We start from the raw sequence: 6,353 nt of genomic DNA, 5'->3' as shown, positions 1-6,353 counted from the left end.
GAAACATACCGGATGTTGGGTCGGCGTCCGGTTCTTAACGACCGGGGGTAGTATAAAACCGCATGGGCCTGATGCTGGAAGGCACGCCGCAACTGACGCTGGAGATCCTGCAGGCGCTGTATGCCTACTGGGCGGGCAAGCGCCAGGGCCGCGCCATGCCCGACCGCGCCGATATCGACCCCATCGAGATGAAGCCCTGGCTCGGCAACCTGATGCTGGTCGAGCGCAAGGATGATGGCGACTATCTCTATCGCCTCTACGGCTCGACCTTCGTGAACCAGTTCAAGATCGACATGACCGGCAAGCGGGTGAACGAGCTGCCGGCCCAGCAGGCCGAGCTGCTGCGCACGGAATACGATGCCGTGGTGCACAGCCGCATGCCGATGTCGCGACGCTACACCGCCACCTTCGACTACACCTCGCGCGACAAGCGCTCGGCCTGGCAGGTGGAACGGAGCTGGGAGCGCCTGGCCCTGCCGCTCACCGCCGGCGGCGAGGATTGCCGCATGCTGCTGGTGGCCGCCTTCCCGCTGGAACCGGCGGCGGAAGACCGCCTGTCCTGAACTGGCTGTCCTGATTTTCATTATAAATCAATAATTTAAATACCACGTCCGGCAATCGGGTTTGACAAGCCCGGTTCCATCGCCCATGTTCCGGCAGCCGCGCCGGATATGTCGTGGCCCCAGACTGGTTAAAACGTCCGCCTCATTTTTGTTGGAAAACCGCAGATTATGAAAGTCGTTGTCGTCGAAAGCCCGGCGAAGGCAAAGACCATCGAGAAATACCTCGGTCCTGGTCACACGGTTCTGGCCTCGTTCGGCCATGTGCGCGACCTGCCGGCCAAGGACGGCTCGGTCGAGCCCGACAAGGACTTCGAGATGCATTACGAGATGTCCGGCCGGGGCTCGGACTCCATCCGGGCCATCGCCGGCGCCCTGAAGGATGCCGACACCCTGATCCTGGCGACCGACCCCGACCGCGAGGGCGAGGCGATTTCCTGGCATGTGCTGGAGGCGCTGAACAACCGTAAGGTCGTGAAGGGCAAGACGGTCCGCCGCGTGGTGTTCAACGAGATCACCAAGTCGGCCGTGCTGGGTGCCATGGCGCAGCCGCGCGACATCGACATGGACCTCGTGAATGCCCAGCAGGCGCGCCGCGCCCTGGATTACCTGGTCGGATTCACCCTGTCGCCCGTGCTGTGGCGCAAGCTGCCCTCGGCCAAGTCGGCCGGCCGCGTGCAGTCCGTTGCCCTGCGGCTGATCTGCGAGCGCGAGACCGAGATCGAGGCTTTCCGCGCCCGGGAATACTGGACCATCGGCGCCGATTTCCGCACCCCGCAGAACCAGACCGTCTCCGCGCGGCTGGTGGAGCTGGGCGGCAAAAAGCTCGACAAGTTCGACATCGCCAACGAGGCCGCCGCCAAGGCTGCCGTGGCGAAGCTGCAGGGCCTGGATTATGTCGTCACCGACGTATCCATCAAGCCGGCCAAGCGCCATCCGGCCCCGCCCTTCACCACTTCTACCCTGCAGCAGGAAGCCGCGCGAAAACTGGGCTTCTCGGCGCAGATGACCATGCAGATCGCCCAGCGCCTGTATGAAGGCGTCACCATCGGCGGCGAGACCACCGGCCTCATCTCTTATATGCGTACCGACGGCGTCAGCATGGCCGACGAGGCGATCCGCGCCGCGCGCGACGTGATCGCCGAGGATTTCGGCCGCGATGCCGTGCCGGAAAGCTGGCGCGTCTACAAGACCAAGCAGAAGAACGCCCAGGAAGCCCACGAGGCGATCCGCCCGACCGATTTCCGTCGTCGCCCAAAGGCCGTGGCGCGTTACCTCGATGACGTGCAGCTCAAGCTCTACGAGCTGATCTGGGTGCGCGCGCTGGCCAGCCAGATGGAATCCGCCGAGCTGGAACGCACCTCGGTGGACATCGCCGACCGGAAGAAGACCGGCGCCTTCCGTGTTACCGGCACGGTGGTGCTCTCGCCCGGTTTCCTCAAGCTGTATGAGGAAGGCGTCGACGACAAGACGGCCGACGACGAAGAAGGCGCGCGCCTGCCGAAGATGAATGTCGGCGAGGCGATGAAGGAAGAAGGCGTCAAGCCGGAACAGCATTTCACCGAGCCGCCGCCGCGCTATTCCGAAGCCAGCCTGGTGCGCAAGCTGGAAGAGCTCGGCATCGGCCGGCCGTCGACCTACGCCGCCATCCTGGAAGTGCTGAAGGCGCGCAGTTACGTGACGCTGGAGAACAAGCGCTTCCAGCCCGAGGATGCCGGCTGGCTCGCCTATGCTTTCCTCGTCTGCTTCTTCGAGCAGTATTTCGCCTACAGCTTCACCGCCGGCCTGGAAGAGAAACTCGACGAGATCGCCGAGCACAAGCTGGACTGGAAGAAGGTGCTGGAGGATTTCTGGCAGGATTTCTCCCTGCACGATCCGAAGGAAGGCACCACGGCTGTCTCGGTGAAGGATGCCGTCACCCGCATCGACGAGAAGATGGGCCGTCGCGGCGAGGTGCTGGACGCCATCAACGCGCTGCTGGAGCATCATTTCTTCCCGGCCCGCGCAGACGGCAAGGATCCCCGCCTCTGCCCCGCCTGCAACAAGGGCCAGCTCGCCATCAAGGCCGGCCGCACCGGCGCCTTCATCGGCTGCTCGGATTACCCCGAATGCAGCTACACGCGGCCGCTCAGTGCCGGCAACGGCCATGGCGACATCGCCATCTCGGGCCCGCAGGAACTGGGCACCGATCCGGCCACCGGCCAGATGATCACCCTGCGCCAGGGCCCGTTCGGCCCCTATGTGCAGCTCGGCGAGGCCGAGGGCGAAGGCAAGGCGAAGACCAAGCCGAAACGCGCCTCCCTGCCCAAGGGCGTATCGCTGGAAGATGTCAGCCTGGAAATGGCGCTGAAACTGCTGGCGCTGCCGCGCGTGGTGGGCCTGCATCCCGATACCGGCAAGGAAATCCTCGCCGGCCTGGGCCGCTTCGGACCCTATCTGCTGCATGACGGCGCCTATACCAAGCTGAAGGATGCCATGGAGGCGCTGGAGATCGGCATCAACCATGCCGTCCAGAAGATCGCCGAGGCCGACGCGCGCCGCAAAGGCCCGCGCCAGCGCGCCCAGCTCACCGTGCTGCGCGAGGTGGGCAAACATCCCGATGACGACGCGCCGATCCAGGTGATCGACGGCCGCTATGGTCCCTATCTGAAGCATGGCGCCACCAACGCGCCGCTGCCCAAGGGTGTCGAGACCGACGCCGTGACGATGCAGCAGGCCATCGAGGCGATTGCCGCCCGCGCCAAGAAGGGCGGCAAGGGCAAAAAGAAGGCTGCACCCAAGGCAAAGAAAGCCGCCACACCCAAGGCTGAAAAGGCCGCGGCGAAGCCGAAAGCCAAGAAGGCTTCGGCCAAGAAGGCCGCGCCCAAGAAGACAACCGGCGGCAAGAAGGCCGCCGCAGCGTAGCCGACGTGGCCAAGAAAAAAGCCTCGACCTCTCTGCCGTCCAGACAGGACATCCTGAAGTTCATTGCCGACAATCCCGGCAAGGCAGGCAAGCGCGAGATCGCCAAGGCTTTCGGTATCGGCCCGGCCGACCGCGTGGCGCTGAAAGGCCTGCTGCGCGAACTGAAATCCGAGGGCGACATCAGCCAGAGCCATGGCAAGAAGCTGACGCCGAAAGGCGAGCTGCCGGAAGTCTGCCTGGTCGATATCCAGCGGCTGGATCGCGATGGCGACCTGCTTGGCCGTCCGGTCGAGTGGAAGGGCGAAGGCGAAATCCCGCGCATCATCTTCGAGACCGGCGGCAAGGCGTGCCGCCGCGAGATGGCCGATACCGGCGTGGGCGACCGCGTGCTGGCCCGCCTGACCCGCGCCGGCCGCAACCGCTATGTCGGCCGCGTCATCAAGCGGCTGGAGAAGGAAGAACAGCCGGTCCTCGGCGTCTTCACGATCACCGAAGAGGGCGAAGGCCGCCTGCAGCCGACCGACCGCAAGCTGCGGCACGAATACGTCATCGCGCCGGAGCATCGCGCCCATGCGAAATCGGGCGAGATCGTGGTGGCGCAGCCCCTGCCCGGCCGCCGCTTCGGCCTGAAACCGGCGAAGATCATCGAGGTGATCGGCCACAGCACTGATCCCAAGGCCCTGAGCCTGATCCCGATCCACAGTTTCGGCATCCCGACGCGTTTCACCGAAGCCGCGATGCGCGAGGCCGAAAAGGCCAAGCCAGTACATCTGGGCGACCGCGAGGACCTGCGGCAAATTCCGCTGATCACCATCGATCCGGAAGACGCCCGCGACCACGACGACGCCGTGTTCGCCGCGCCCGACGACGATCCGCACAACAAGGGCGGCTGGCATGCCATCGTCGCCATCGCCGACGTGGCGCATTACGTGCGGCCCGGCAGCGCGCTGGACCACGACGCGCGTCAGCGCGGCAACTCGACGTATTTTCCCGACCGCGTCGTGCCGATGCTGCCCGAGGCTTTGTCGGCCGATCTGTGCTCTCTGGTCGAGCACAAGGACCGCGCCTGCCTGGCCGTGCATCTGTGGTTCGATGCCGACGGCAACAAGAAACGCCACAAATTCGTGCGCGGCCTGATGCGCTGCGCCGCCGGCCTGAATTACCGCCAGGTGCAGCAGGCCATCGACGGCGCCCCCGACGAGGCGGCCCTGCCCTTCCTCGATCCGGTGCTGAAACCACTCTATGCCTGCCATGCCGCCGTGAACCGGGCCCGCGAGGCACGCCAGCCGCTGGCGATCACCGCGCCCGAGCGCCGGGTGATCATGGGCAAGAACGGCCATATCGCCGCCATCAAGCCGCGTGAGCATCTGCTGAGTCACCAGGTGATCGAGGATTTCATGATCGCGGCCAACGTGGCGGCGGCCGAGGAGCTGGAAAAACGTAAGCAGCCCTGCATGTATCGCGTGCACGAGCAGCCCTCGGACGAGAAAATCGACTCCTTGCGCAAATTCCTCGGCACGCTGGATTACCGGCTGGCCAAGGGCCAGGGTCTGCGGCCGATGCATTTCAACGCCATCCTGGAAGCGGCCAGGGGCAGCGAGCATGAGCGCCTGATCAACGAGGTGGTGCTGCGCAGCCAGATGCAAGCCTATTACTCGCCTGACAACCAGGGCCATTTTGGCCTCAACCTGCAGCGCTACGCCCATTTCACCTCGCCGATCCGCCGTTATGCCGACGTGCTGGTGCATCGCGCCCTGGTGCGCGGCCTGAAGCTGGGCGATGACGGCCTGGCGCCGGAAGACGATGGCCAGTTCGAGCATATCGCCGAGCATATCTCGCTGACCGAGCGACGCTCGATGCAGGCCGAGCGCGATGCGATGGACCGTTTCGTCACTGCCTTCATGTCCGAGCATGTCGGCGCCGAATTCGACGGCCGGATTTCCGGCGTCACGCGTTTCGGCCTGTTCGTCTCGCTGAACGATACCGGCGCCGACGGCTTCGTGCCGATCTCCACGCTGTCGGATGATTTCTATGCCCATGACGAGGCCCATCGCGCCCTGGTCGGCAAACGCACCAGGAAACGCTATCGCCTCGGTGATGCTGTCAGCGTTCGGCTGGAGGAAGCCACGCCCGTCACCGGCGGCCTGCGTTTCGAGATTCTCGGCAGCGGCGGCGCCGTGCCGCGTGCCCGTGGCGGCAAACCGGTGATCAAGAAAACCACCAACCGCCCGAGCTGGTCGAAACATCGCAGCAAAAAACGCAAATGATCCGCATCGCCGCCCGCATCACAGCCGCGCTGACCGCCCTGCTGCTGCCGCTGCCGGGCTTCGCCTTCGACCTGCAGGGCCATCGCGGTGCGCGCGGCCTGGCGCCGGAAAATACCCTGCCCGCCTTTGCCGCCGCGCTGTCGCTGGGCGTCAGTACGCTGGAGCTCGATGTCGGGCTCACGCGCGACGGTCATCTTGTGGTCTCGCACGACCCGCTGCCGCAGCCGCACCTGGCTCGTCTGGAAGGCACATGGATCGCCACGCCAGGCCCGGCGATCTGGCACAGCACCCTGGCCGAGCTGCAGCGCTACGATGTCGGCCGGCTCGACCCGGCCAGCAAATACGGCCAGGGCTTCCCGGAGCAGAAACCGGCGGACGGCGCCCGCCTACCGCGGCTGGAGGACGTGTTCGCGCTGGTGGCGAAAAGCGGCAGCACATCGGTCCGGTTCAACATCGAGACCAAGCTCAACCCGCTGAAAGCCGACGAGACGGCGGCGCCGGCCCAGCTTGCCCAGGCCCTGGTGCAGGCGATCCGCATGGCCGGCCTGAGCCAGCGCGCCAGCATCCAGTCCTTCGACTGGCGCACGCTGGCCGAAGCCGCGCGTCTGGCGCCCGAGATTCC

At 65.6% G+C, this 6,353-nt stretch carries 4 protein-coding genes; all 4 read left to right on the top strand.

Annotation, left to right across the window (positions count from 1 at the left end; all coding sequences use genetic code 11):
- Positions 1 to 62 precede the first annotated feature (62 nt).
- On the top strand, positions 63 to 563 hold the full coding sequence (locus Q1J79_RS09265) for a PAS domain-containing protein (RefSeq protein WP_300299502.1): 501 nt from the start codon (positions 63 to 65) through the stop codon (positions 561 to 563).
- 168 nt (positions 564 to 731) lie between these two features.
- Positions 732 to 3,464 carry a type I DNA topoisomerase gene (topA, locus tag Q1J79_RS09260; RefSeq protein ID WP_300299500.1) on the top strand — a complete coding sequence of 911 codons (2,733 nt, stop codon included), beginning with the start codon at positions 732 to 734 and terminating at the stop codon, positions 3,462 to 3,464.
- Positions 3,465 to 3,469: 5 nt separating this feature from the next.
- Complete coding sequence (gene rnr / locus Q1J79_RS09255; protein ID WP_300299498.1) at positions 3,470 to 5,731, top strand: ribonuclease R; 2,262 nt, start codon at positions 3,470 to 3,472, stop codon at positions 5,729 to 5,731.
- The coding region (locus tag Q1J79_RS09250; RefSeq protein ID WP_300299496.1) for a glycerophosphodiester phosphodiesterase family protein at positions 5,728 to 6,353 on the top strand (626 nt) is incomplete at its 3' end. The genes rnr and Q1J79_RS09250, both read left to right, overlap by 4 nt.

The sequence above is a fragment of the Ferrovibrio sp. genome, from assembly GCF_029255545.1.
In the GTDB taxonomy this organism is placed as follows: Bacteria; Pseudomonadota; Alphaproteobacteria; order Ferrovibrionales; family Ferrovibrionaceae; genus Ferrovibrio.
Note: the sequence above shows the minus strand (reverse complement) of the source record. Positions and strands in the feature narration are given on the sequence as shown.

Coding starts and splice junctions, on each gene's coding strand:
- topA (WP_300299500.1), top strand. CDS start 732: ATGAAAGTCGTTGTCGTCGAAAGCCCGGCGAAGGCAAAGACCATCGAG.
- Q1J79_RS09265 (WP_300299502.1), top strand. CDS start 63: ATGGGCCTGATGCTGGAAGGCACGCCGCAACTGACGCTGGAGATCCTG.